The 24,778-nt window shown below is 64.1% G+C and carries 10 protein-coding genes; 6 read left to right on the top strand and 4 right to left on the bottom strand.

Annotation, left to right across the window (positions count from 1 at the left end):
• Positions 1-21: 21 nt before the first annotated feature.
• The 5 genes from WN72_RS28525 (at position 22) to WN72_RS28505 (ending at position 18,344) form a co-directional block, all read left to right on the top strand.
• Positions 22-1,821, top strand: coding sequence for a putative porin (locus tag WN72_RS28525; RefSeq protein WP_231164050.1), 1,800 nt, complete (start codon positions 22-24; stop codon positions 1,819-1,821).
• A 2-nt stretch (positions 1,822-1,823) separates the two neighbouring features.
• Complete coding sequence (locus tag WN72_RS28520) at positions 1,824-2,417, top strand: hypothetical protein (protein ID WP_035729624.1); 594 nt, start codon at positions 1,824-1,826, stop codon at positions 2,415-2,417.
• Positions 2,414-3,439: a peptidylprolyl isomerase gene (locus WN72_RS28515; protein ID WP_092217349.1), complete on the top strand. Its 1,026-nt coding sequence runs from the start codon at positions 2,414-2,416 to the stop codon at positions 3,437-3,439. Before WN72_RS28520 ends, WN72_RS28515 begins: the two co-directional genes overlap by 4 nt.
• Positions 3,440-3,720: 281 nt before the next feature.
• Entirely contained in the window at positions 3,721-17,316 is a 13,596-nt protein-coding gene (locus WN72_RS28510; protein WP_092217348.1) for a filamentous hemagglutinin family protein, read from the top strand.
• Positions 17,317-17,357: 41 nt separating this feature from the next.
• Positions 17,358-18,344: a glycosyltransferase family 2 protein gene (locus WN72_RS28505; RefSeq protein WP_092217347.1), complete on the top strand. Its 987-nt coding sequence runs from the start codon at positions 17,358-17,360 to the stop codon at positions 18,342-18,344.
• 195 nt (positions 18,345-18,539) lie between these two features.
• Here the strand turns inward: WN72_RS28505 and WN72_RS28500 are convergent, their stop codons facing one another.
• The 4 genes from WN72_RS28500 to WN72_RS28485 all read right to left on the bottom strand — a co-directional run bounded on the left by WN72_RS28500 (position 18,540) and on the right by WN72_RS28485 (position 22,433).
• Positions 18,540-19,562 (bottom strand): NAD-dependent epimerase/dehydratase family protein, encoded by a 1,023-nt coding sequence (locus tag WN72_RS28500; protein ID WP_092217346.1) that lies wholly within the window; start codon positions 19,560-19,562, stop codon positions 18,540-18,542.
• On the bottom strand, positions 19,559-20,704 hold the full coding sequence (locus tag WN72_RS28495; protein ID WP_092217345.1) for a glycosyltransferase family protein: 1,146 nt from the start codon (positions 20,702-20,704) through the stop codon (positions 19,559-19,561). The genes WN72_RS28500 and WN72_RS28495 overlap by 4 nt, the downstream gene beginning before the upstream one ends.
• Positions 20,705-20,979: 275 nt before the next feature.
• A complete protein-coding gene (locus WN72_RS28490) occupies positions 20,980-21,522 on the bottom strand; it encodes a sugar transferase (protein WP_092217344.1) in 543 nt (180 codons plus the stop codon).
• The gene (locus tag WN72_RS28485; protein WP_143130658.1) at positions 21,522-22,433 is read right to left on the bottom strand and encodes a nucleoside-diphosphate sugar epimerase/dehydratase; all 912 of its coding nucleotides are present in this window, start codon (positions 22,431-22,433) and stop codon (positions 21,522-21,524) included. Before WN72_RS28485 ends, WN72_RS28490 begins: the two co-directional genes overlap by 1 nt.
• A 456-nt stretch (positions 22,434-22,889) precedes the next feature.
• On the opposite strand from WN72_RS28485, the gene WN72_RS28480 reads away from it, so the two are divergent.
• Positions 22,890-24,686 carry a carbamoyltransferase family protein gene (locus WN72_RS28480; protein ID WP_092217342.1) on the top strand — a complete coding sequence of 599 codons (1,797 nt, stop codon included), beginning with the start codon at positions 22,890-22,892 and terminating at the stop codon, positions 24,684-24,686.
• The last annotated feature ends 92 nt before the right edge of the window (positions 24,687-24,778 follow it).

The following is a 24,778-nucleotide window of genomic DNA, read 5'->3' as shown; positions in this document are numbered from 1 at the left end:
GACGTTATGTGGCGTGCAGAGATGACAAAGCGACAGCTCGCGGGAACCGCAGCTATCCTGCTTGCGCTTTCCGTTCCCGCGTCGGCCCAGGATGATACGCCGCCGGGCAAGCGCCCGACGGTATCGCGCAACGCGCCGCCGTCGTCGAATGCGACCGTCAACCTGATCAACCTGCTGGTAAAGCAGGGCACGCTCAGTGAGGAGCAGGCGGCAGCGCTGATCAAGCAGGCGGACGACGAGGCCTATGTCGCCCGCCAGGCCACGCGCGACGCCACGACGAAAGCCGAGGGCGCCGAGAAGGCGGCGGCGACTGCGACGGACGCGGTCTCGCCGCCCGGCACCAAACGCGTGACCTATGTCCCCGAGATCGTCAAGAAGCAGCTGCGCGACGAAATCCGCGCCGAGGTCATGGCGAAGGCGGAGAAGGAGAACTGGGCCTCGCCGGGCAAGTATCCGGAATGGGCGCAGCGGATCCGCTTCTATGGCGACGTTCGGGTGCGGTATGAGGGGGACCATTTCCCGGCCGGAAACGGGCCGCTGCAGAACTACAATGCGACCAACACGGGAAGTCCGTTCCTCGAGGACAATTTCAACGCGGTCAATCGGTACTTTCCTCCGACCTACAACACGACGCAGGATCGCAATCGCTTCCGATTTCGCGCACGGCTCGGTGCCGATGTCGATCTGTATGACGGCTTCACCGCAGGCCTGAGAATTGCGACGGGGGAGAACAGCTCGCCGGTCTCGACCAATCAGACGTTCGGCAACAATGGCGGCGATTTCTCGAAGTACGCGCTCTGGCTCGATCGCGCGTTCATCAAATATCAGCCGGTGCAGGACTTCGTTGGTTCGGTCGGCCGGTTCGACAACCCGTTCTGGTCGCCGACGGATCTGGTCTGGTACAAGGAGATCGGCTTCGACGGCTTTGCCATCCAGGCCAAGCAGGAGGTCGCTGAAGGATTTACGCCCTTCTTCGTCGGCGGCGCGTTCCCCGTCTTCAACACCGATCTGAACGCCGGGCTCAACACGGCGAACCTGAATGGACCGATCAAGACTCCGAGCCGCGACAAATGGCTATTCGGTGCGCAGGGCGGCTTCGGGGCGCGGTTCGATCCCGAAACGAGCCTGACCATGGCGGTCGCTTACTATGATTTCACGAACATGCGCGGCAAGCTTTCCTCGCCATGCCTTGTCGGCGCTGCAACCGATGTCTGCGACACGGATATCTTGCGGCCTTCATTTGCCCAGAAGGGCAACACTTACATGCAACTGCGCAACATTCCCCTGGTGCTGCCCGCGTCCTTTCCGCCAGATGGCTCTCTGAACTACCAGTACTACGGCCTGGCGAGCGACTTCCGTCCGGTTGTCGCCAGCGCTCAGCTCGACTTCGCCCAGTTCAATCCAATTCACGTCATCCTCGACGCAGAATATATCTGGAACACGGCGTTCAATCGTGGAGCGGTCTCCGCTGTTGCGGTGAACAATTTCGCGGGAACGCCTGATGGCTCGGCCGGCCCGTTCAACGGCGGCAACCAGGGCTGGCTCACGCGCCTCACCGTCGGCAATAAGGAGATCAAGCATCTCTGGGACTGGAACGCGCATGTCGGCTACAAATATCTCGAGTCCGACGCGATGGTGGATGCGTTCGTCGATTCCGACTTCGGTCTCGGCGGCACCAACCTCAAGGGCTACTTCATCGGCGGCAATGTCGGCCTCGGCGAGAACATCTGGGCTTCGGTGCGCTGGATGAGCGCTAACAATATCGCGGGCCTGCCCTATGCAGTCGATATCGTGCAGCTCGATCTCAATGCGAGGTTCTGACCATGCGGCTGTTGCGTCTCTCCTCCATTGCCGCGTTGGCGTTCATTATCCCCGCGATCGCGCACGCAGACCAGGAAGGCGATCGCCTGCGCGAGGCGCTGCGCACCGCGACTGCGCAGGCGAGGGCGGCGGAAGATCAACGCGCCGCGCTCCAGGCCAAGCTGACCTCGGCCGAGCAGGAACGTGACCGGCTGCGCAAGCAGAACGAGGCCTACCGTGCCCAGGTCAAGGAAGCGGAGCAGGCCTATCGTCAGGCCGTGAAGGACTTCAACGAGCGTCTGTCTGAACGCGACGATTCACTCGAAAAGTGGAAGGTCGCCTATGGCGAGGCGGCGGGCGTCGCGCGGGCCAAGGACGCCGAGCGGGCTAAATTCGAAGCTGAGGCCACCGCGTTCAAGGCGAGCACCAAGGCTTGCGAGGCCAAAAACGTCCAGCTCGTGAAGACGGCTAACGAGGTCGTGACCAAATACGAGGCGATGGATCCGTTCGAGAAGGTTCTCGACCACGATCCTGTATTTGGATTGAAGCGGGTCGAGCACCAGAATGCGGCCCAGGACTTCCGCGACAAGATCCTCGAACAGAAGGCCAAGCCATGACCGATCACGCATTCAAAGCCGCCATGCTTGCCGGCGCGCTCATCGCTGCCAGCTCGTCGATGGCCACGGCGCAGACCCGCAATGCACCCCAGCCGGCGCCCGCACCCGCACCGGCGCGTCCCGCGCCTGCAGCTCCCGCGCGCGCGCCGGCCGCCGAGGACGTTTCGGCGGTGAAGACCGGCGAGGTCATCGCACGGGTCGGCGGCAGCGACGTGAACGCAGACGAGGTCAAGGCGACGATCATGCTTCTGGACGCGCGCCAGCAGGCCGCGATGGCGCGTGATCCGGCCCTGCTCAGCCAGACGGTGCGGGCAATCCTCGCCAATCGCCTCGTGCTCAAGGAGGCAACCGCCAAGAAATGGGAGCAGCAGCCGGCGGTCGTCGCCCAGCTCGCGCGTGCGCGCGAAAGCCTGATCGTCGAAAGCTATCTCCAGTCCGTGACGGCGCCGCCCGACGGCTTTCCAAGCGAGGCCGAGGTCAAGAGCGTGTATGAGGCAAATGCCAGCGCGCTCCTCGTCCCGCGCCGCTTCCGCCTTGCCCAGATCGTGATCGCCGTGCCGAAGGATGCGGATAAGGCCGCTGAGGACACCGCACGCAAGAAGCTCGATGACGTCGTCAAGAAGGTCAAGCAATCGGGTGCGGATTTCGCGGCGATTGCGCGCAGCTCGTCCGAGGAATCCTCGTCGGCCGAGCGTGACGGCGAGATCGGCTGGGTGAACGAGCCCGATCTGCGGACCGAAATTCGCAGTCAGGTCACTGGACTGCAAAAATCAGGCATCACCGAAGCGATCCGGCTTGATGACGGCTGGCACATCGTGAAGCTGCTGGATACCGAGGCTGCGCATACGCGGCCGTTTGCGGAGGTGAGGGATGCCCTGGTGCAACGTATGCGGGCCGAGCGCATCGAGGCCAATCGTCGCGCCTATGTCGCGGAACTGCTCAAGCAGTCTCCCCCGGTCGTGAACGAGATCGCGCTTTCCAAGCTGCTCGAGGCGAAGCCCGACGCCGCGCCGTCGCGCTAGGCAATCGTCTGTCTCATCAGTCCCGGCCAGATTGCGGCAGCGCGGTTTGGCCGGGCTTTTTGCGCCCTGGAACTGCGTCGGCACGAGGCGGATATCGGTGAGCCGTGTTGTTGTCTGCTCCATCGGACATATCGTTAATCGTTAGTTAAATATCATATAAATGTAACAGTATATGTGATACCCGACGCGCACGTTGCGTGCTCTCAGCGGCGGCCGCGAAGCCGGCCGGTGCGGCCGGTGGGCCGCCCTAAGCAACGCCCATTCCCGCTGGAGTGTGACGCGTGACTATCGATCGGAAACCATCGGCCTTTTCGCTTCGTTGGCGCAGCATCCGGGCCGCGCTGCTGACCTCGACAGCCATTCTGCCCGGACTGATCAGCCATCAGGCCCAGGCACGCAGCCTCACCCCGGGCAATTCATCGGTAGCCCCCGCCACCGCGGCCCAGCTGGCCGCCGGACAGGCGGCGGCGCAAGCCGCTGCCGCAGGCGCGCAGGCGCAAGTCTCTCTCGCGCGCGCCGCGGCCGCACTTTCGGCGGCACGCCAGGCGCAGCAGGACGCTGCTGCGGCCGCCGCGCAAGCCGCCTCGACCGTGAATGGCGTCATCAAGAACGGCTTGATGCCACTTGGCGGCGTGAAGGACGTCACCGCACAGAGCGGATGCGGGAATTCGTGCTCGACCCTGCAACTCAACACGCCGGCCTCGTGGCAGAACGCCAGCACGACGTTCACCCAGACGGTCAAGGACGGGAAGTACTCGGTCGACATCACCCAGACGCAGCAGAAGGCGATCCTGAACTGGGAGACGTTCAACATCGGCCGCAATACGTCCGTGAAGTTCCAGCAGCAATCCGCCGACTGGACCGTGCTGAATCGCGTGACTGATCCGACCGGCTCGCCGACGCAAATTCTCGGGCAGATGAGCGCGCTCGGCGGCGTCTACGTCATCAACCGCAACGGCATCATTTTCGGCGCCGGGGCGCAGGTCAATGTTCACGCGCTGGTGGCCTCGAGCCTGGACGTTGGCGCGCTGAATTTGACGCAGAGCGCACGCGATCAGTATTTTCTGGGTACCGGCATTAATGGTGCGAACTCGTTCTCCGTTGCTACCACGTTGAAGCCGGCCGACTCGGGCTACTCAGCTGAGAACAACCACTGGGGTGACGTAACGGTCCAGGCCGGCGCATCGATCAAGACCAGTGTGGTCGATCTGGATTCGCCCGGCTTCATTTATCTGTTCGGCCGCAACGTCTCCAATGCGGGGACGCTCACGTCTCCTGCCGGCGAGGTTGCCATGGTGGCGGCCCGTACCATCGATCTTGTTTCGGGCGGGTACTGGAAGCTGCCGTCGGCGGTGCTTCCTTCCGGCGTGGCCTATCGCGGCACCGATTTTCAGATCACCCAGTTCGCCGATGACTATCTCCTGTCGGCTGATGTCCTCGGTCAGTCGCTTACGACGAAATACGCTGCAGGAACGGGCCTGATCAGCAATAGCGGTCTGATCGAAACGCCGCGCGGCATCACCCAGATGAACGGTGATCGGATCACGGTCAGCCAGACCGGCGTCATCTCGGCGGATACCGGTATCACCCGCAACAGCATGGTCCTGTTGCGGGCTGCGACCAGCGTCGACCTGCAAGGCACGATCAGCTCACTTCCCTACGACGATCCATTGACGAGCAGCCTGCCGCAAGGCGGAAGCGCGGGCGGCACGGTGCAGACCTTCGCCCCGGCCTATGTCGAACTGTCTGCCCAGAACTCGGTCACGGTGGGCTCCAGCGGCCTGATATCGGCCCCGTCGGCCACCTTGAATCTGCGCGCGATCGATCTAGGTTCGAGCAATTCCAAGAGCATCTATTCGTCAACCGCGACCGGTGTCACGACGAACTCGTTATTCGGTTATGGCACCAACGTCCTGCGGACGCTCAATTCCAGCATCACCGGCCCGCAGCAGGTCCTGCTGGAGGACGGCGCAACCGTCGACGTTGCAGGGCTGCAGAACGTCGTGCTCCCGGCCAGCTACAATTTCATTCCGTTCGTGCCGCGCGGCAATGAATTCGCCGATATGCCGCTGCAGCGCAATGGCGCCCTGTACGGCCAGACATTGTGGATCGACATCCGCGCCTCCGGGACGCGAAGCGACGGCACGACATGGGTGGGAACGCCAGTCGCCGATGCCAGCGGCACGATCAACGCTTACGGCCGCAGCATTCAGCAACTCATGACCAGCGGGGGCGCCGTCACCCTGCAAACGGACCAGACCGCGACGGACGGCGGGACCCCCAGCCGCAGCGTGATCACGCAGTCCGGTTCGGTGATCAACGTCGCGGGTGGCAACGTCACCTATCTCCCGGGCATGGTCTCGACCAGCGTGCTGCTCGGGGCTGATGGCCGCAGATACGGTATCGCGAACGCCGATCCCAACATGACCTATCTCGGGCTCGCCGGCACGTTCACGGTCAATCACTCGCGTTGGGGCGTGAAGGAGGTCTGGTCGACTGCGACGAAGGTCTATCAGCCTGGCTATACCGAGGGACACGACGCTGGCGGCATCAACGTCACCACCGTCAGTCCCCAGCTCCAGGGCCAGATGTATTTCGGGTCCGTGGCTGGCGAACGGCAAATCTCCCTCGGCCTCAAGCCATCGGCGACGAATGGCGTCACCGCCACGCAAGCCAAGGGCGACGAGCTCCCCTCGCAAGGATATCTAACTCTCAATCTCGCGAGCAGCGTCGTGATCGGCACGAGCCCGGATTCGAGGTCCGGCGGATTGGGAGTGACGAACCAGATCGGGCATATCGCGGGCGTACCCGACCCGTCGGAATTCGCGCCTGTTGTGAAGGGCGATGATTTCATCCCGACCAGCGTGTACCAGACCGTGCTGTCGGCCGCGACGTTGTCGAGCTACGGTCTCAGCCTGCTGCAGATCAACAGCAACGATCTGCTGGTCACGCACAATTCGGCGAACGACGCGGCAGGAGTGCCCGACCTCAACCTCGCGGCCGGTGGAACATTCTCCGCTAAGACCGGCAGCGCGATCAGTATCGCGGGCAATATCACGGCGGCCGGCGGCCAGATCAGCCTGGTGACCGACGGCTTTTCGGCTCGAAACAATCCCTTATTCCGCTCGGCGCAGACTGTATCCGGCAAGGCCGACATCTTTGTTAAGGGTACGCTCGACGTCAGCGGTCGCTGGGGGAACGACACCGGCCGGCGCGGGACCGATATGGGCGGCCCAGGATACATCGACGGCGGCTCGATTTCGATTGCGACGAATACGAACAGCAACGGAATTGACACCACCGGCAATATTCTGCTCGCGCAGGGATCGCTGCTGGACGCCTCGAGCGGCGGATACATTTCCTCGACTGGTGTTGCCAAGACCGTCTCGACGAGCGTCATGGCCGGGCGCGGGGGCAGCATTTCACTCCTCACTTATCAAGGTACCGCGTTTGTCGACCCAACCGACAGCGGGGGGCCGGCGAGGCCGAGCAGCGGCAACGTCGCGCAGCTCCAGCTCGACGGTACGCTACGGGCCTACGGCTTTGAGCGCAACGGCACGCTGACGCTGGGCGCGGCCAAGACGATCACGATCGACAGCACCACGCGCGCCGACGCGAACTCGGGCATCGTGACTTCGACCGGCGCGGGCTTCACGTCGGTCACGCTCGCGGCCTCCCGGCTGACGGATGGCGGATTTGGCGCCTATGTGATCGAATCGACCCCCGACGGCTGGACCGGCACGAAGGCGACAATCACCGTGGCCGCCGGGGTGAACCTGACGCTCCAGCAGCAGAACCTTTCGAGCATTGCCGACTACAGCAAGGTCGGGACCGGCAGCAAGATTGCGGACGTCGCGGCGCGGGCGCGCCTGCCGGACGATCAGCGCAAGGCGGTGGATCTCACGCTGAAATCGGACAACATCCTGCTCGACACGGGTGCCGTGATTACGACCGATCCGCAGGCCAAGGTCAGCTTTGGTGGCATCCCGCAGTACACTGTGTTGGATCCGACCCGGGAGCAGGCAGCCCAGAACGTCCTGCTGCGCGGCAGCGTGATCGATCATGGCGGCACGGTCGTGGTGAACGCGCAGAAGACCTGGCTTGGCCCCCAGGCCAAGGTCGACGTCTCCGGAACATTCGTGGCCAACTCACGTTTTGGCCAGCCGAAGGGCCAGCTTGTCAGCGGTACGGTCCTGGGCGGCGGCACCTTTACCATCGAGGCCGCCGCGCCAAACGTTCAGGTCGGCACTCTCGCAAACACCTACACGCCCGGTACTGTGCCGTCCGGCACTTATGTCGTCGCCGAGCAAGGTGCTGTGGTCGACGTGTCCGGTTACGCCACGTCGATCCAGGCCCAGGACGGCCACGGCGGCGCGGTCACGGTTCAGTCCTGGAGCGATGCCGGCACCGTCAAGGTCGATGCCGCTGCGTTCGTCTGGGGCGGCACCTTCGAGGCGAAGGGTGGACGTTCGGCCGACGGCACGCAGGTGATGTCGGCCGACGGCAAAACGCCGCTGGCCAATGGCGGGACCCTCATGCTCGGCGGCGGCGCGATGCTGCTGCAGCAGGATTCCGCCAATGTCATGGCTGCACTGGCCGGAACTCTTGCAGGCGGTCCGGCGACGCTTGCCAACCTCGCGGGCAATTCGAGTTCGCTCGTCAATCAGCTTGCGTCGGCGTCGGGTACTTCGTCTTCGATCTTCGCCGCAGTCGATCGGCTGAGCGCGTTCGAGAACGTCTTCCTCTACAGTGGGACGGCGCAAAATGGAGCCGCGCGAATCTTTACGGGTCTGTCGGGGAGCACCTACGGCATTGCCGCGCCGACGTTGAATCCATTGTCGATCTCGGGCTCTGTGACCTGGACATCCGACAACGGCCTGTCCCGGCTCTACATCGCGGCCAACACCATCAGCTCCACGCAATCCGGCAGCACGGTGACGTTGGCCGCACCCTATATGCTGCTCACCGGCGGGAGCGGTGCCAGCAGCACCGCCGGCAGCTCGCTGCATCTGGGCTTCGAACGCACCAAAGCGGGTGATCCGACCTCGGACGTCATCGTCGCCCGGACGATCGACATCGAGAATACCGCCTTTGCCGGTTTCAACGATATCCAGCTGAAAAGTTCGGGCGACATACGTCTCAGCACCCCGAAGGTTACCAACGGCGGCAGCTCGACCGATGCTGCGCGGTTCAGCGGCCGGATCGCGGCGGGCGGCGCCAACATTGTCCTCGACGCCCAGCGAATCTACCCCGTCTCGGATGTCGACTTCACCATTCAGACGACCGGCAACGTCACTTTCCAGGCTACCGCGGGCGGCCGCAGCGATAATCCGCTGTCGGCCGGCGGCTCGCTCAGCGTCTATGCCGCGACCATCGATCAGGGCGGCAATATCTTTGCCCCGCTCGGCAGGATCACGCTCGGCGATGACGGCACGGCGGCCGGCAACACGTCGAAAATACAGACCACGTTGGTGACCCTCGAGCCCGGCAGCCTGACCTCGGTCACGCTCGCCGACACCGTCGTGCCCTACGGCGAAACGATCGACGGCGTGAACTGGTACTACAACGCCAGTCTCCACCCTGTGCTGGCCGCAGCAAACGGTACCGAGCCGGTGCTGCCGTCGAAGGGGCTCGTGCTGAACGGAAAGGGCGTTGCGGTCAAGCAGGGCTCGACGATCGATACGCGCGGCGGCGGCGATCTTCAGGCCGCCGAGTGGATCCAGGGCAAGGGCGGCTCGCGCGACACCCTCGCGACGACGCCCTCGGGCCAGACCGTCTATGCGCTCGTTCCCTCGAGCAACGATCCGGTCGCAGCCTTCGACATCCATTTCACCACGGCGCGCAGCCTCGATGGCGGCCAAACCGTCAAGGCGGGCGATGCCTATCCGCTGGCGGGACAGCAAATCTATCTCGATGGCAGCAGCGGCGTTCCGGCCGGCACCTATACGCTCTACCCGGGGCACTATGCGACCCTGCCGGGCGCCTTGCGCGTGGTCGACTATGGCAGCAATCTCGGGCGCAACATCCCATCGGGCACGACGCTGCCCGATGGCACGGTGCTGGTGTCGGGCCACTACACGCAATCGGTGCGGCCTGGAACTTCATCGTCCGGCAGCGAGCTGTTCGCGGTTCAAAGCAGCAGCGTCTGGCGTCAATACAGCGAATACAGCTTCAGCACCGCCAACAGCTATTTCACCGACAAGGCGAAGCACGACGGCGTCGCGATCCCGCGGCTTCCGCTCGATGCGGGCCGCATCGCAGTGATTGCCCAGCAATCGCTCCTGCTCGCGGCATCCGAGCTGAACGCACCTGCCAATGGCGGTCGCGGCGGCGAGCTCGATATTTCGGCGAGCAAGCTGGCCGTGCTCAGCTCCAGCGTCAATCAACAGGGCTATACGGCTGCGGGCTATGTCGTCGTGGCGAGCGAGCAGCTCGCGAGCTTCGAAAGTGTCCTGATCGGCGGATTGCGCAGTGATACGTCAAAGGGCACGCTGATCACAGGGACCGCATCTGAGCTCGTGGTCGATACGCCGGATGGCCTGATCGTTCCGGAAGTCATGCTGGTCACCCAGCCGGGAGCGACTCAACAGACTGTCTCGTCGTCATTCCAGGTCAACGTCAGTGGCAATTGGGTCGACGGCACGACCCAGTTCAACGCCACTGTGCCGACGGGCACCGGCACCATCTCGATCGCCACCGGCAGCGTGATCACGACCAGCGGGACTGTTCATACCGGCGCGGGACGCAACTTCTACGTCGGCTCGAATGCGAGCGGCAGCACCACGGCACAGCAAGTGGCGGCGGCTCTCGGCGGAACGCTGGATTCCACCGGCACCGTCATCACCGGTGCCGATATCAATAAGCTCCCCGTCAGCGTTCCGGGGGCGGGCTACGCCAACGGCACCCCGTCGTCCACGGCCGTGTTGTCCAGCTATTCCAGCCAGGGTCTTGGCGCCCTGTTCGTCGCGTCTCAGGATTCGACGCTTGCTGTCGCGGGACCCTCGGGCTCGCCGCTGACCATCCAGTTCACGACGCTGGCAAGCAGCGGCCTCCCGGTGCGTAGCGCCGACGGCAGCAGCAGTCCGGCCACGATCACATTGCCGGGCGGCAATGTCGGTCGTATCGAGATCGAGGCGGGCGCGCACATCACGACCAACAACCTGTTCATGCAGGCGTCCGCGACCACCAACAACATCATTCTCAACAAGGCGGTCGCGGGCAATCCCAATCTGCCGGCGACGACCATCACCGCGAACCAGGCCAAGATCGCCGGCCGCAGCATCGGGATCGGCGCGGGCGCGAACGACAGCGTGATCTTGAGCCAGGGCAATCTGGCCCAGCTCGGCGGGGTGAAGAACCTGACGCTCGCCGCAACCGGCGGCGACATCACGTTCTACGGCACCAACCTGATCCAGACGATGATGCAGGGGCTGACGCTCGACGCGCGCGCGGTGACGGGGACCGGCGGCAACAGCAGGATCGAGGTCGGCGGCACCCTGACGCTGGTCAACACCAGCGGCGCGACCGGCACGTCGGCGCAGGCCGGCGTCGGTGGAAGTCTGAACGTCACCGCGACCAACGTCGTATTCGGCGGCGGCAGCCAGACCATCGCGGGATTCTCGCACGTGAATCTCGCTGCCAGCGACCAGGTGCTGTTCGGCAATCAAGGCACGTTGACGCTGGGCACCGGCAACGACGTGGTCGGTCTCCAGATGATCACGCCGCTGGTTGCCGTGGGCGGCAACACCTCGAAGGGCGGCGGATCGTTCGTCGTTGCTACTTCCGGCGCCGTCAACATCGGCGACGCCGTCGTCGATCCCAGCAATCCGCCCGTTCGCGCCAATCCGCCCAAGGACAGCGGCGACACCGGCGGCAGCCTGCTGATCAAGGGTGGCAGCGTCAATGTTGGCGGCTTTGCCGATGATCAGGGCAGGCAGCGTTCGGGCGCGGTCATCCAGGCGCAATCCGGCTCGATCACGCTCGAGGCCACGCAAGGAGACGTCAGGCTCGACAACAATGCCTATTTGTCGGCGCGCGGCTACGCCAAGAACCTGGTTGATACCACGACCTATTTGGCTGGCGGGAAAATCGTGCTGAAGGCCGATCTCGGCAACGTCGTCACGCGCGGCGCCAGCGGCGCGGCCAACGGCAACGACGCCAGCGTGATCGACGTGGCGCAGACCGACGGTGGCATGGGCTATGGCGGACAGGTCCAGATTTTCGCGACCGCCGGCCAAGCCACGGTGCTCGGGGATCTCCGCGGCAAGGGCGGCAACGGTCTCGGCGGCGGCTTGCTGATCGACGCCAACAGACTTCAGGTCGACGGCCAGGGCTTCACGCCAAGAGTGGCGCTCGATCCGCTGGCGGACAAGTTGCTGGCGGCCGGCTTCACCGGGGCGGTCGACATCCACACCCGGACCGGCGATCTGATCCTGTCCGAGGGCCACACGCTCAAGGCCAACTCGGTCACGCTCACGGCGGATGACAAGACCTGGAACGGCGGCGATCCGACGCAGCAGTTCGGACGCATCGTCATCGCAGGCACGATCGACGCCAGCGGTTATGCCGGCAAGACGGCCGACGGCACCGGGCAGGCCGGCGGAAAAATCAACCTTTACGCCGCCAACGAGATCGACCTCACGCCAACGGGCGTCCTCAACGCATCCACCGAGCACCGCGATGAACGCGGCGGCGACGTGACGATCGCGATCGGCTGGGGCACCAAGAGCAATGCTGGCATCGACCTGCAGCCGGGCTCGCGCATCGACGTCCATGGCGGCACCAAGGGCGGCTTGAGCGGCGGCACGGTCTTGATCCGTGCGCCCAATGACGGCGGCAACGATGTCTACATCACCGAGATCGCATCGACGATCACTGGCGCGCGCGATGTGACGATCGAGTCGTTCGTCAGCTTCAGCACCAACGGCCAGGGCGGTATCGATGCGTCCTCGCTCGGCTGGAACGGCGTGCTTGATCCCGGCGGCTCGGTGACGAAGACCAGCCTGAAGGTCAACACGGTGTATGTGCCTCCGGGCAGCGGCGGGGCGTACACTCAGGTTCCCGACGTGATCTTCTCTGCGCCAGCGACATCTGCGACCGGACTCAAGAGCATATCGATCGCCTCGACCAGCAGCTGGTATCACCTCGACCCCAATTTTGTCGGCGAGGTCGTGATCGAGGCGCCCACGGGCGGTCTCGCCGCGAGCGGCATCGTGACGACCGACGCGAACGGCGTTCCCACCTTCACCATCACCAATCCGGGCAGCGGCTTCACCGGTGCGCCTGCGACGATCCGCTTCTACAGCCAGGGTGTTCTTGTCACTACCGCGCACATGACGGGCAGCGATTTCGCCAGCGCGCAACTGACGACGGCCGGCCAGGCCCAGGGCACCGCGGTGATGGGGCTCAAGAGCATCTCGATCGCCACGACGAGCAACTGGTATCACCTCGATCCCAATTTCTCGGGCAACGTGGTGATCCAATCCGCCTCGGGCGGCGCTTCGGCGACCGGAACCGTGACGACGGACGCGAACGGCGTTCCGACCTTCACCATCACCGGCGCCGGCAGCGGCTTTACGGGCGCGCCGTCCACCATCCTGTTCTATCAGGGTGGCAAGCTCATTCTCACCGGGCACCTGAGCGCCGCCGATTTCGCCAGCACCGTGATGACGGTCGTCGGCGTCAATGTGACGAACGCCGGTGCGGGGTACACCGTCGGCAGTAGTGCCACCGTCAGCTTCTCGGGCGGCGGTGCCGGCGCGACGCAGGCGGCTTCGGTCACGGCAGACATGGATACGGCGGCGGCGACGGGCACGGGAGCCTTTGCCGCCGTGACACTGCGGCAATATGTGCAGGGCAACTGGACCTACAACACCAGCACCGAGGTCAAGCACTTCGGTTTCAGCGGTGCCATGGATCGCATCGTGAAGCCGCTCGCCAACGAGCTCGGTTCGGCGGTGCATCTGCGGCCCGGCGTCGACCTCGTCAATCCGGATCCGACCATCAACGGCGGCAACATCACCGTCGCCAGCAACTGGAATCTGGCGGCCGGCACGGTCGGGAAGTTGCAGAACAACACCGGCTCGCTAGCGGGGACCCAGTACTTCGATCCCAGCATAAGTTACGTCGATTTTGCCTACCGCTATCTGGCGAACTACGGTAGCCTGGACGCGCCGAGCTACGGGGTGGAAGCCGGCGCGCTGACGCTGCGCGCCTTCAACAACATCAACGTCAACGCCTCGATCTCCGATGGGTTCTTCCAGTTCGGGGATTATCTGAACTCGACCTACAGGACGTCTGCCGTCTCGGCCTATCTCGGTAACCCCGCTGCACGCAGAATCGACAATAATGCCAACCTGAACACCTCCAAGCCGGCACCGATCGCACCGTACAAAACGAACAGCACGACCGGCGATCCCAACGGCGTCAGCGCGAGTGCGCTTGACCTCAACGAAGCGGACCTGTTCCCGCACACGCTGAATGTCTGTGTCAGCCATTGTGGTGCCGACTCCGCATCGGATGACCTAGCCGCGATCACCAATCCCGGTTCGTGGTCCTACCGTCTGACGGCCGGCGCCGACATGGGAAGCGCCAATCCAAACGCGATGCAGTCGCTCGCAAGCGTGAACGGCCGCGGTGCCGGCGACGTCGTCGTGAGCGGGCACGCGCTGGCATCGACCATCGCGGCGAATCTCAATCTCCCGACCATGGTGCGGACCGGCACTGGCAGCATCTCGGTCGCGGCCGCGCGCGACGTCACTTTCGCCGATACGGTCGCGCCGGGCGTCATCTATGCCGCGGGCGTGAACACCGCCCGATACGCCAACCCTTACGATGCGTCTGGCAATGTGACGGATGCCAACGGCTTCCTCGAGCCGCAGCTGTTGAGCTATAGCAGCCCGACACAGAGCGGCACGAATTCGACCCTCGTGGAAGCGATCTATGGCGCGCCAACCAACGCAGCTTTCCCCACTGCTGCGGGTGACGTGTCGGTCATCGCACAGCAGGACATCAAGGGCTACAAGAACGTCACGACGACGACGAAGAACCCACTTAATGGTCAGGTCACCACAACCCTGTGGAATGCCTACTATGTGCCATGGCTCATCGCCGATGCCGGCGTGACGAGCTCGGTCGGCGCCCCAACCGTGGGTGCCGGCGTATTCGCTCCTTCCGCAAGCATTGCATCACAGACCGCCTGGTGGATCCAGTACGCCAGCTTCCGGGAGGGCATTCTCTCTGCTGGCGGCAACGTCAATGTCGTTGCAGGCCGCGATCTGGTCGACGTCTCGGTCTCACTGCCCACGACCGGGCGGGTCACCGGCGGGCTTTCCTCGGCGAGCACACCGCAAACCCAGCTCTATGGCAGCGGCAACATGACGGTGCGAGCGGGTCGCAATCTGCTGGGCGGTTCATATTACGAAGGCTCGGGGCACGCGAGCATCCAGGTCAGCGGCGTCGTGGACGCAAACGGCACGATCACGCTCAGGGACGGAACGAGCGCGCCCAATTACACCCTGCTCGCGGTGGACACCGGCCAGATCAGCATGCTCTCGGGCGGATCGATGGCGATCGGCGGCGTGGTCAACCCCGCCCAGCTGCACCTTCAGTCGGGCACGGCGGCCAATTCCGCGACCACGGCAACCACCGGGCTGCTCATGAACACCTATGGACCGGACAGTGCGGTCAACGTCGTGGCATCCACTGGAAACCTGAACATCGCGATGCCGCAGACAGGTACGATCGCCTGGATCACCGGATTGACCTATCCTGCGAGCTTCACCGCGATCGCAGCGGACGGGGACATCACCACAAAAGGGCTCGCGCCCAATTCGACGACTAATACCCTATCCGTTATGCCCGGCATCGTCTTGACGGGCTCGGAGAATGGTAGGTTTGAACTGCTTGCGCAGGGTAGCATTGACCTGACCGGCGGCTATACCAATCTGGCTACGGCCGCGCCGTCCATTTCGGCGGGGCCATCGTTGCTCGATACGGCGTTCGACCCATACCAGCCCAACAACGGCATGACGGGCGCCTCCAGTTCCGCACTGCTCGCCCACCGGAACGACCATGATACCAACCCTGCACGCATCTACGCGGTATCGGGCGACATCTCGGCGGTGGCGACCACGACAAGCCTCATACCGACTGGTTCAATCGTCTCCTCGGCCACGCCGGTTGACTATTCGAGGGTCGAACTCAACCGGCCGGCAAAAATCTATGCCGGCCGCGACATTCTCAATCTCAATCTTATCGCGCAGAACGTTGCTGCAGACGACGTCACGACCATTGAGGCGGGACGTGACATTTTGTACAACTACGGTGCGACGTTTTCCAACGTCACATCGGCTTTAAATCTCCCGGCCCCGACCGGTTTCACATTCAGGCGTGTTCTCGGTGGGCCTGGCCTGCAGATCGCCGGCTCCGGTTTCCTCGTCGTGCAGGCCGGGCGCGACCTCGGGCCGTTCCTGCCCGTCACGCGCGACAGCAGCGCCTTCACCCCGGACCAGGAGGGCATCGCCTCGGTCAGTAACGCCAGCCTGTGGCCGGTCGGCAACCGATTTGTCAGCCTGGGCTCGAGTGGCCTTTACGACATCACGCTGCTCGGTGCCGTCAACGCGATCACGAAGAAGCGCAACGAGTTGCTTCCGGGCACCGGGGCCGACATCATCACGATGTTCGGCGTCGCCAACGGCATCAACTACGAGGGCTACTCGACCGTGGACCGGGCCACCAATCAGTCCGTCTATCATCCGGGCGTGATCGGCACCTATATCGATCCCGCCAACGCCTCCCGCGTCGATCACAACTATATCGGCGAGCTGAAGGATTTCCTCGTCAGCATCGGCAGGTCGGCCAGCAGCGACGCCGACGCATGGGGCATCTTCCAGTCATTGCCGAAGGATCTTCAGCACGTCTTCGCCGACAAGGTGTTCTTCGCCGAGCTCAAGGCCGTCGGCAAGGCGCAATCGGCAACATCGGGCAACTACCAGCGCGGTTACCAGGCGATCAACACCATGTTCCCGTCGGACTTCGGGTACACGCAGAACGCGCTGGGGGGCGGCACCAACGGCGCCAACGCGCTCAAGCACACCGGCGATCTCGACCTGCTGCACGCGACGATCCAGACCAGGCTCGGCGGCGACATCTCGATCTTCGGTCCGGGCGGAACGATCCGCGTCGGCTCGCTCGCGCTCGAGCCGAACCCGCTGCTCAAGCCGAACGATCTCGGCATCCTCACGCTCGGTGTCGGCGACATCAACACGTTCACCGATGCCAGCGTGCTGGTCAATTCGAGCCGCATCATGACCCAGCAAGGCGGCGACATCCTGATGTGGAGCTCGAACGGCGACCTCGACGCCGGCCGCGGCGCCCAGACCACACTGTCCTTCCCGCCGTTGCAGGTCGTGTTCAACTCCGACGACTATCAGAGCGTCGATCTCGGCGGCCTCGTCAGCGGCGCCGGCATCGCGGCGGTCCAGAGTTCGAAGCTTGCGAAGAAGTCGAACGCCTATCTGCTCGCCCCGCGCGGTACCGTCGACGCGGGCGAAGCCGGCATCCGCGTCTCCGGCAACCTGACGCTCGCGGCGGTGAACGTGGTCAATGCCGGCAACATCCAGGTTGGCGGCACCGCGACCGGCATCCCGACCGTCACGGCTCCGAACATCGGCGCGCTCAGCGCGGCCTCGAACACCGCCGGCGCCGCGGCCAAGTCGGCCGAGCCGCCGACCGCCGGCGGCAACAACGATCGCGCCTCGGTCTTCATCGTCGAGGTGGTCGGCTATGGTGGCGGCGAGAATGGCGGTCAGGGCTCCAATCCGTCCAGCAGCGGGCAAGGGACCGAGTCCGATGACAAGGAGCGCAAGCAGCCCTGAGCGGGGCTGCGCGCAACACCACGGGCCCGGGGGACCGCGCGATGACCGACATCCACGCCATCATCCTGACGCTGGATGAGGAGAAGCACATCGCGCGCTGCATCGAGAGCATCCGCAGTCAGTGTGCGAGCATCCTCGTCGTCGATTCCGGCTCCAAGGACCGCACCAGGGAGATCGCGGCCGGCCTCGGCGCAGAGGTGATCGAAAATCCCTGGATCAACTATGCGACCCAGACCAACAAGGCGATCTCGGCCTGCGCCGGCAAGACCGGCTGGCTGATGCGCATCGATGCCGACGAATATCTCACGCCGGAATCGGCGGCCGGCCTGCACGACCTCTTGGACCGGCAGCCGCGCGACGTCGGCGGCATCGTCGTCCGCCGCCAGATCGTGTTTCTCGGCCGCCGCATCAAATGGGGCGCGATCGAGCCGAGCTGGCAGCTCAGGCTCTGGCGCGCCGGGCAGGGCTCCTGCGAGCAGCGCTGGATGGACGAGCACATCATCGTCACCGGCAGGGTGGTGCGATCGAACATCGATCTCGTCGACGAGAACCTCAACTCGCTCGACTGGTGGACCAGCAAGCACAATCGCTACGCCTCGCGCGAGGTGATCGACATCCTCGCCTCGCGCGGGCTGCTCGGCGAGAATATGGACATCCAGCGCCACAGCGCGTCCTGGCAGGCCAAGCTCAAGCGCTTCGTCAAGGAACGCGTCTACGAGAAGCTGCCCGGCGGCGTGCGGCCGCTGTTGTTCTTCCTCTACCGCTATGTCGCGCGGCTCGGCTTCCTCGACGGCAAACAGGGCTATTATTTCCACGTCCTCCAGGGCTTTTGGTACCGCACCCTGATCGATGCCAAGCTCGACGAGGTCATGGCGTTGGCGAAACGGCGGCGGATTCCGGTGAGCGAGGCGGTGCGGCTGGCGACCGGGTTTGACCCGAACGTCGCGGTACCGGCGCCGGCGCAGCCACTGCCGCGCATTGTCGCGGCAGAGGGCGAGCGTAGCCGCGAGCGGGCTGTCGCACACTAATCGCACGCAAGTTCGTCTGGAGTTTGTCGTCGCGAACCGGCGAGAGCAGATCGATCGGTTCCGATTGTGGTACGCGTAATTGTGTGGCGACGCCACGCTCGCGCGGACCAACGCGCAGCCAATCGTGTGAATCAAAAGAATGCCGCATCCGATCCCGGATGCGGCACAGTCCACATCAACCCGTTCTTTTGTTCGTTATTCTGCGGCGACGATTTCCGGCTGGCGGACCACCGGCTTCGGCGCTTCCTTGGGGCGCTGGGTCTTCTGGACCTGCTGGTCGATCCAGGCATAGGTCTTGGCGATGCCGCTTGCGAGCGGCTGCGATGGGCGCCAGGCGAGCTTCTCGAAGATCAGCTTGTTGTTCGAGTTGCGGCCACGCACGCCGAGCGGGCCGGGGATGTGGCGCGGGGTGATCGTCTTGCCGGCGATCTCGGCGGCGATCGCCGCGAGGCGGTTGATCGAGACCATTTCTTCCGAACCGATGTTCACCGGTCCCGCCCAGTCCGAGCGCATGAAGCGGATGGTGCCTTCGAGGCATTCGTCGATATAGAGGAACGAGCGGGTTTGCTCGCCGTCGCCCCAGATCTCGATCTCGCCGGGATTGCCGGCCTGCGCGACCTTGCGGCAGATCGCCGCCGGCGCCTTTTCCTTGCCGTCGTTCCAGGCGCCTTCGGGCCCGAAGATGTTGTGATAGCGCGCGACGCGGACCTCGAAACCGTGATTGCGGGCGTAGGCGGCATAGAGGCGCTCGCTGAACAGCTTTTCCCAACCGTACTCGCTATCGGGTGCTGCCGGATACGCATCGCTCTCGGCAAGGCCCGCGTTCTCGGCCTCGAGCTGCCGGTATTCCGGATAGATGCAGGCCGACGACGAGTAGAAAATGCGAAAACTGTTGCGGCGGCGGCAGGCCTCGAGGATGTTGAGGTTGATCTGCGCCGAATTGTGCATCACCGAGGCGTCGTTCTCGCCGGTGAAGATGTAGCCGGCACCGCCCATGTCGGCGGCGAGCTGATAGACCTCGTCGAAGCGCGTATCGACGGCTTCGTGGCAAACCGCGAGATCCCTGAGATCGCCGACGATGAAATCGTCGGCCTGGGTCGGGCTGAAGCGGGGATATTTCAGGTCGACGCCGCGGACCCAGAAACCTTCCGCCTTCAGGCGCTTGACCAGATGGGACCCGATGAACCCGCCTGCGCCGCAGACCAATGCCTTCTTCATACGCTGCTCCTGACCAATCGTAGTTTCTTTGTTGACGATGCGTTCTGGCTCGCACCGAAATCTTCGAGCAGCTGCGTGCATCGCTCACTGTCGCCGACATCGACATGGAAGTACGAGCTCGACTTGCGCTGGTCGCAGAGCAGGTGAACGTCGGATTCCGTGGGGCCGATGAACATCACCGGTAGATCGGAATCGACGCAGGCATAGACCTTGGACGGCAGCACGTAGCCGACGAACGCGTTCTTCAAGGTGATGAGATGCGCATCGGGCGTCCTGAGCAGCGAGGCGAGCTGATCCAGCGGCACGAGATCGGTGCGGATGTAGGGCACCTTGGCCGCGTCGAGCGCCTCGGCGACGGTCGCGGCGCCTTTCCCGATGGCGTTGAGCCAGAGCAGGACCGTTCCCGATCCCTGCCTGTAATGCTGGATATAGGCGTTGACGAATGTCGCCGTGTCGTGCGCGATGCCCCAATTTCCCGAGTACAGCAGCAGGAACTTGCCTTCGGTCTGCGCCGGGCGGGCGAGCGGCGGCGTGTCCGGACCGATCGCTATCGGGGAGGGATCGCGCTTCAGGACGATGCGCTCCTTGCTCACCCCGATCTCGCCGAGCCGCATCGCCTGGTCATGGCCGAGCACCTCGAAGGTGTCGACCCGGCGGCGCCAGAACAGGGTGAGGGTGAGGACGAGCTTCAGGAACAGGCTGGCGCTACCGCGTTCGGCGATCGCGCATTCGGGATGGAAATCCGTGATGCGATAGATCAGCCGCTTGCCCAGCAGCACGTTCAGCGGTGCGATCCAGTGCAGGAACAGCGGTGGGCTTCCGGTGAAGAGGACCGAGCCGGCCTTGCGGATGAAGGGCAGGGCGGCCCGCAGCAGCTTGGTGTTGGTCGCGACCGTCCAGCGGATGCGCGCCGACGTCTTCGCCTTGTCGTAGGCCGGGACCGGCACCTTGACGATCTCGAGCGTGCCGCGGTCGAAACGTTCGATCGAACTGGTCAGCTCGCCGGAGGTGAGGCCGACGAGCGTGACATGCAGGCCGCGGTCGCGCGCGAGCTCGCGGGCGAACAGCACGGAATATTGTCCCACCGCGCCAAAGTCGGGCGGAAGCCAATCGCAGATGTAGACGAGGCGGGAGTCGGACATGATGGCGGCGGCTGCTCAGTGATTTCGTGCGGTGAGGTGGCGGCCAATCGGCAGCCCGAAGTCATTGCCGCTCGGGGCTTGGTCCAAGCCGCGCCCGGTCAGACACCATGCGCGTCGCGTGCGCATATCGGGGCACTCGAGTGACACAACATTTGATCCGAGGGTTGATGTGGCAATTTGTGAGTGATGTTATGATGTTAACATGTCGCCTTCACGACGCGCGACGATCCGCGCCAGGGACGACTGAAAGCGCGGTGATTCCGTGAGTTCCAGCCTTACGCCTGCGATTTTTCCAGCTCGCGCCATGCCTGCGCGATTGCGTCGTTCTCGACTCTCTCGCCGAACAAGATCATCGGAACGGTGCCGAGCATGATCTTGAGGTCGAGCATGAAGGACATGTTCTTGACGTACCACACGTCGAGCGCCGCCTTGTCGGTCGGCGAGATCGCCCGTCCGCCCTTGATCTGGGCCCAGCCCGTCAGACCCGGACGGACCAGGAGGCGGGCCGAATAATCCGCCGGCTGATCGATCGGAAGCAGTGGACGTGGCCCCACGAACGACATGCGGCCCATCAGGATGCTGATCAGCTGGGGCAGCTCGTCCACCCGCGTCCGGCGCAGCGCATTGCCGATCGCGGACATGCGCTGCGACTCCAGCCTGCGGCGACCTTGCGCGTCATGCGCGGCGGCCATGGTGCGGAACTTGAAGACCTTGAACGGCTGGGCGCCGAGCCCGGGACGCTCCTGCCAGAACAGCACCGGAAATCCCACGTCCACGATCGTGACGATCGCGACGAGGCCCATCAGGGGCGCCAACATCACCAGCAGCAGCGTCGCCAGGACGATGTCGAGGAGCCGCTTGACGGTGCGATAGGGCGAACTCGCCAGGCCCTCGTTGCTTTTTGCGTTGAATGCGTAGGTCTGCGCCCGCGTCCCCGACGCATTGTCGCCGCGCGCCACTTCGGGGCTCGGACGTTCCCATGCGATTTCTGGTCGAGGAATTCCAGCGGGATCGCGTTGGAAGCTTCGAGTGCAAACAAGGCCTCCCGGGCCTGGATCGACAGCTCGCGCAGCGGAACCGCGAGCACGATCCGCGTGATGACGACGCCGTGGACTTCGAGCGTACGGACCACGTCGGCAACGTCTTCGGGGCTGCCGAGCACGCGATGCGACAGCAGCGAGAGGCCGCGGCGAGCCTGGGCATCCAGGAGGCCGACAACGCGCACGCGATCGCGCGCATAGCGGGTGATGCAGTGCAGATAGAGTTCGGCGAGCTCGTTGACACCGACGAGGAGGACGGATTCGGCAGCAGGGACGATCACGTCACGCGGCCAATCGCGCGGCGAGCGCCGCATGTGCCAGAGCCGGCTGCCGATCCGCGCCCCGATCATCAGCGTGACGGTGATCAGAACCTGCAGCAGCGGCAGGGCTCGCGAGACCCCGTCGAGCCGGTTGGCGATGAAGGTCAGTACGGCGGCACCGGCTACGATCGCGATGACCGCAGCGACGATGTCACGATAGTTCTGTGGAGAGCTGTAACGCCACACCGCCGTGGTGACGCCGGACAATGGCAGCACGATCGCGGCTGTGGAAATCGTGAGAAGTCCGTAGGGGATCAGAGCCAGAAGATGATCGCTCGAAAACTCGAGATTTTCGCGGAGCACCGACGAGGCGACCAGCGCGATCGACACCAACGCCAGATCCACCAGCAGAATGCGCAATGATCTCATGGCAATATACCGTCTAATCCCTTGTCATTTAATAGATATTCGCCGCGTCAGCAGGTGCTCCGGGCGGCTGCTTCACAGTTAACATTCGATTAACATTGGTCTGTGACATCGGGGCGACATCACAACATCAGTTAGAAAGAGGTTCACAGAACACGTGGAGTCGTCGTGGCGGTGCATGTCGCCGAAAGCCTCGGCAGGCGCAGATTTGCGCGACCGGCGATGCCGCATGCGCAGCAACGTGCGTCACGAGGTTCGATGACGCTGTGATGTGAAGGCGATGCTCTCATGTCATCGTAACATAATATGACCTGGTGTATCCCGTGCCCGCGTTGCCGGGACCGAAAGCGTGCTGGTAATTGTGAGGTGCGTGCCCGGGGCTCGCGCATAACGTTCCGCGTAACACACGCGCCGACGCACGAAGCCGTGCGGCGGGCGTCAGAGGAGACGGGTGGGCAGATGACCGCGATCCTGGGGCTGAATTTCAATCACGCCGACGCATCGGCCGCGCTGATCCTGGACGGTAAGGTCGTCGCCGCCGTCGCCGAAGAACGCTTCGCACGTCGCATCAAGCATGACCCGTCGTTCCCGGAGAACGCGATCAGGTCGGTCCTTGCGATCGGCGGCGTGAGCGCCAAGGACATCGATTTCATCGCGGTGCCTCGCGATACCCAGCAAAATCGATTGAGCAAGGCGCTGTATGTCCTGCAAAATCCCCGGCAGGGGGCGCAGGCGGTCGCTGAGCATCTGCGTCGCGCCAATGCCGAGAAGGGAACTGCCGACCGGGTTGCGGAAGCCTGTGGCGTGGCGCCTGGCTCGCTTCGGGCCAAGGTCGTCAACGTGGAGCATCATATCGCGCATATCGCGAGTTCCTATTATTGCTCGCCGTTCGAGGGCGTTACCGCCGGCTTTTCCTTCGACAGCAGCGGCGATTTCGTCAGTGCGATGGCGGCGCGGTGCGAGGGCAGTCGCATCGAGGTGCTCGATCGTGTGTCGCTGCCGAACAGCCTCGGCTTCTTTTACACCGCCTGCTGCCAGTACATCGGCTTCGACGGCTTCGGCGAGGAATACAAGGTCATGGGCCTTGCCCCGTATGGGGAGAACACCCACGCGGAGTTCATGCGCGACCTCGTCAGCTCGCCGGACGACGGCTGGTTCCGTCTTGCACCCGGATGGCTCGGGATGCATTCGGGCGGCGAGAGCGGCGGAATGGACGAGCGCAACGCGATCGTGACGGGCACGCTCTACACCGACAAATGGATCGAACGGCTCGGCCCGCCACGCAAGCGCGGCGACGAGCTGACGCAACGGGAACGCGACATTGCCCGCTCGTGCCAGGTGCGGTTCGAGGACGTCGCGATGGATTGCTTCCAGAAGCTTCACGATCGAGTTCGCAGCAACCAGATCGCCTATGCCGGCGGATGTGCGCTCAATGGCGTGGCGAACGCACGCCTGCTGCGTGATACCCCGTTCGAGAAGGTCTATCTCCAGCCGGCCGCATCCGACGACGGCCTGTGCATCGGGGCTGCCATGTGGGCCTGGCACAACGTGGCCGGCAGATCGGAGCGCTTCTACATGAAGCACGCTTATTGGGGCCCGGAATATTCGGACAGCGTCGTGCGTAAGGCCGCGGAAGCGTCCGGCTTCCCCGTTCATCAGGTCTCCCGCGCCGAGCTCCCCGAGGCGGCAGCCCGGCTGATCCGCGCGGGTCTCGTGATCGGCTGGTATCAGGGCCGGTCGGAATGGGGGCCGCGCGCCCTCGGCAACCGTTCGATCCTCGGCGATCCGACCCGCTCGGACATCAAGGATCTCATCAACGCCAAGATCAAGCGCCGCGAGCTATTCCGTCCCTTCGCGCCGACCATCGTCCGGCACGAGGTCGGGAAGTATTTCGAGCAGGACGTCTTCAGTCCGTTCATGATGCACGTCGTGAAAGTGCGTCCCGAGTGGCGCGATCAGCTCCCCGGCATCACGCATGTCGACGGCACCGGCCGTCTCCAGAGCATCGAGCGCGAGACGAACCCGCTGTACTTTGACTTGATCGAGGCGTTCGGACGGCAGTCCGGCATTCCGATCGTTCTCAACACCAGCTTCAACGAAAACGAGCCGATCGTCGACACGCCGGAGCAGGCCGTGAGCTGCTTCGTGCGAACCGGACTGGATGCGCTGTGTCTTGGGAATTACATCGTCGCAAAGCCGGAGCATGAGGCGCTCGTGCGCGACGTGTGTAGGTCGCAGGAAGCTGCGGCGACTTGATGCTCCGTCATGCGGCTCGATCTCCTTTGCGGAGGCAGGGCCGCCTGCGTCGGTACCGACGATATGTGAGCATCGCCGCGAAGCAGCGTTAG

The sequence above is a fragment of the Bradyrhizobium arachidis genome, from assembly GCF_015291705.1.
Lineage (GTDB): Bacteria > Pseudomonadota > Alphaproteobacteria > Rhizobiales > Xanthobacteraceae > Bradyrhizobium > Bradyrhizobium arachidis.
Note: the sequence above shows the minus strand (reverse complement) of the source record. Positions and strands in the feature narration are given on the sequence as shown.

What these genes read in the sequence shown, in the direction of transcription:
- WN72_RS28495 (WP_092217345.1), bottom strand. Translation starts at nt 20,704, where the DNA reads ATGTCCGACTCCCGCCTCGTCTACATCTGCGATTGGCTTCCGCCCGAC.
- WN72_RS28490 (WP_092217344.1), bottom strand. Translation starts at nt 21,522, where the DNA reads ATGTTGGCGCCCCTGATGGGCCTCGTCGCGATCGTCACGATCGTGGAC.
- WN72_RS28515 (WP_092217349.1), top strand. Translation starts at nt 2,414, where the DNA reads ATGACCGATCACGCATTCAAAGCCGCCATGCTTGCCGGCGCGCTCATC.
- WN72_RS28500 (WP_092217346.1), bottom strand. Translation starts at nt 19,562, where the DNA reads ATGAAGAAGGCATTGGTCTGCGGCGCAGGCGGGTTCATCGGGTCCCAT.
- WN72_RS28525 (WP_231164050.1), top strand. Translation starts at nt 22, where the DNA reads ATGACAAAGCGACAGCTCGCGGGAACCGCAGCTATCCTGCTTGCGCTT.
- WN72_RS28480 (WP_092217342.1), top strand. Translation starts at nt 22,890, where the DNA reads ATGACCGCGATCCTGGGGCTGAATTTCAATCACGCCGACGCATCGGCC.
- WN72_RS28505 (WP_092217347.1), top strand. Translation starts at nt 17,358, where the DNA reads ATGACCGACATCCACGCCATCATCCTGACGCTGGATGAGGAGAAGCAC.
- WN72_RS28485 (WP_143130658.1), bottom strand. Translation starts at nt 22,433, where the DNA reads ATGAGATCATTGCGCATTCTGCTGGTGGATCTGGCGTTGGTGTCGATC.
- WN72_RS28520 (WP_035729624.1), top strand. Translation starts at nt 1,824, where the DNA reads ATGCGGCTGTTGCGTCTCTCCTCCATTGCCGCGTTGGCGTTCATTATC.